Origin of the sequence: Citrobacter cronae, from assembly GCF_016893685.1 — a bacterium.
GTDB lineage: Bacteria > Pseudomonadota > Gammaproteobacteria > Enterobacterales > Enterobacteriaceae > Citrobacter > Citrobacter werkmanii.
In genome coordinates this window covers 1416381-1419191 of the sequence record NZ_CP069763.1, presented here as the reverse complement: position 1 = coordinate 1419191, position 2811 = coordinate 1416381, and the positions used below count along the sequence as shown (strand labels likewise).

At 54.4% G+C, this 2811-nt stretch carries 3 protein-coding genes; all 3 read left to right on the top strand.

Features of this window, described 5'->3' with window-relative positions; genetic code table 11:
* The first annotated feature begins 118 nt into the window (after positions 1-118).
* Complete coding sequence (gene glnL, locus JSN25_RS06080) at positions 119-1168, top strand: nitrogen regulation protein NR(II) (protein WP_038635845.1); 1050 nt, start codon at positions 119-121, stop codon at positions 1166-1168.
* Positions 1169-1179: 11 nt separating this feature from the next.
* Positions 1180-2589 carry a nitrogen regulation protein NR(I) gene (gene glnG / locus JSN25_RS06075; RefSeq protein ID WP_038642954.1) on the top strand — a complete coding sequence of 470 codons (1410 nt, stop codon included), beginning with the start codon at positions 1180-1182 and terminating at the stop codon, positions 2587-2589.
* A gap of 112 nt (positions 2590-2701) precedes the next feature.
* On the top strand, positions 2702-2811 hold a 110-nt coding region (locus JSN25_RS06070; protein ID WP_003028631.1), incomplete at its 3' end, for a YshB family small membrane protein.

The window sequence follows — 2811 nt, the reverse complement described above, 5'->3', positions numbered from 1 at the left end:
CTGTAGCCCATCTCTGGATGGGCTTTTTTCTCCACTAACAACCTGCTTTCTCGCGCTTTTTATCCATAAAAAGCTATAATGCACTAAAATGGTGCAACACTTTTCAGGAGACTGCTGAATGGCAACCGGCACGCTGCCCGATGCTGGGCAGATCCTCAATTCTTTAATCAATAGCATCTTACTCGTCGACGATGAGCTGTCGATACATTACGCCAACCCGGCGGCGCAACAACTGCTCGCCCAAAGCTCCCGCAAACTGTTTGGTACACCGCTGCCCGATCTGTTGAGTTATTTTTCGTTAAACATCGGACTGATGCGTGAGAGCCTGGAAGCTGGTCAGGGCTTTACGGATAACGAAGTGACGCTGGTGATAGACAGCCACTCGCATATCCTCTCTGTGACCGCCCAGAGGCTGCCTGATGGGCTTATCCTGCTGGAGATGGCGCCAATGGATAACCAGCGCCGTCTGAGTCAGGAACAGCTCCAGCATGCCCAGCAAATTGCCGCCCGCGATCTGGTACGCGGTCTGGCGCATGAAATTAAAAACCCGTTGGGCGGTTTACGCGGCGCGGCGCAGCTTCTCAGTAAAGCGCTCCCGGACCCGGCGCTGACCGAATATACCAAAGTTATTATTGAGCAGGCCGATCGCCTGCGTAATCTGGTCGACCGTCTGTTAGGACCGCAACAACCGGGCATGCATATCACGGAAAGTATTCACAAAGTGGCGGAGCGTGTGGTGGCGCTGGTTTCGATGGAAGTGCCAGAAAACGTTACGCTAATTCGTGATTACGATCCGAGCCTGCCTGAGTTATTGCACGACCCGGACCAGATAGAACAGGTTCTGCTGAATATCGTGCGCAATGCCCTGCAAGCGTTAGGGCCGGAAGGCGGCGAGATCGTACTGCGTACCCGCACTGCGTTTCAGCTCACGCTGCACGGCGTGCGTTACCGTCTGGCGGCGCGGATCGATGTTGAGGATAACGGCCCGGGTATTCCCCCTCATTTGCAGGACACGCTGTTCTACCCAATGGTCAGCGGTCGCGAGGGCGGTACCGGCCTTGGATTATCCATCGCCCGTAATTTAATTGATCAGCATTCCGGCAAAATTGAATTTACCAGTTGGCCGGGTCATACCGAGTTCTCGGTTTACCTGCCTATCAGGAAATAAAGGTGACGTTTATGCAACGAGGAATAGTCTGGGTCGTTGATGACGATAGTTCCATCCGTTGGGTGCTAGAACGTGCGCTCGCAGGAGCTGGTCTAAGCTGTACCGCATTTGAAAGCGGTAAAGAAGTACTGGATGCACTGGCCAGCAAAACACCGGACGTGCTGTTGTCAGACATTCGCATGCCGGGTATGGATGGTCTGACCCTGTTAAAACAGATCAAACAGCGTCATCCGATGCTTCCGGTCATCATAATGACGGCGCATTCCGATCTGGATGCCGCCGTCAGCGCCTACCAGCAAGGGGCGTTTGATTATCTGCCCAAACCTTTTGATATTGACGAAGCTGTGGCGCTGGTCGAACGCGCCATCAGTCATTATCAGGAACAGCAGCAGCCGCGTAATGTACAAATCCACGGTCCAACGACCGACATCATTGGCGAAGCGCCGGCGATGCAGGATGTTTTTCGCATTATTGGCCGGCTTTCACGTTCTTCAATCAGCGTATTGATTAATGGAGAGTCCGGGACCGGTAAAGAGCTGGTCGCTCATGCCCTACACCGCCACAGCCCACGCGTCAAAGCGCCGTTTATCGCGCTGAACATGGCGGCTATCCCGAAAGATTTGATCGAGTCTGAACTGTTCGGTCATGAGAAAGGGGCGTTTACCGGGGCAAATACCATTCGTCAGGGGCGTTTTGAGCAGGCTGACGGTGGTACGCTGTTCCTCGACGAAATCGGCGATATGCCGCTGGACGTGCAAACGCGTTTACTGCGCGTATTAGCCGATGGACAGTTTTACCGTGTGGGCGGTTATGCGCCGGTGAAAGTGGATGTTCGCATCATCGCCGCCACGCATCAGAATCTGGAACTGCGCGTACAGGAAGGCAAATTCCGTGAAGATTTATTCCACCGTCTGAATGTCATTCGCGTTCATTTGCCCCCGCTGCGTGAACGTCGGGAAGACATCCCTCGCCTGGCACGTCATTTCCTGCAGGAAGCGGCCCGCGAGCTGGGGGTGGAAGCCAAGCAATTACATCCCGAAACCGAGGCAGCGCTTACGCGTCTGGCCTGGCCAGGCAACGTACGCCAGCTTGAAAACACCTGCCGCTGGTTAACCGTCATGGCTGCCGGACAGGAAGTATTGATTCAGGACTTGCCGACCGAGCTTTTTGAAACCAGCGTGCCAGACGCGCCGTCCACTATGCAGCCGGACAGTTGGGCAACGCTGTTAGCGCAGTGGGCAGACCGGGCATTACGTTCCGGTCATCAAAACTTGCTTTCTGAAGCTCAACCAGAGATGGAGCGCACGCTGTTGACCACCGCGCTGCGTCATACCCAGGGGCATAAACAGGAAGCAGCGCGTTTGCTCGGCTGGGGCCGTAATACCTTGACGCGTAAGTTAAAAGAACTCGGAATGGAGTGACGATCGGTCGCTGTGTAAAGATTGATAATTGAGCGCAAATAGCTGCTATTTTGCGCTTTACTGTTCCGATGAGTTAAGTATGATCGTGCCCGGCTAACGGGGAGAAGTCATCATGCTGGAATCAATGATTAATCTGCTGTCGAGCGGTGCGGTCGAAAGCCATACGCCACAAACTGCGGTTGCCGCAGTGCTGTGCGCGGCGCTGGTTGGACTGTTCAGCTA

What these genes read in the sequence shown, in the direction of transcription:
- glnL (WP_038635845.1), top strand. Translation starts at nt 119, where the DNA reads ATGGCAACCGGCACGCTGCCCGATGCTGGGCAGATCCTCAATTCTTTA.
- glnG (WP_038642954.1), top strand. Translation starts at nt 1,180, where the DNA reads ATGCAACGAGGAATAGTCTGGGTCGTTGATGACGATAGTTCCATCCGT.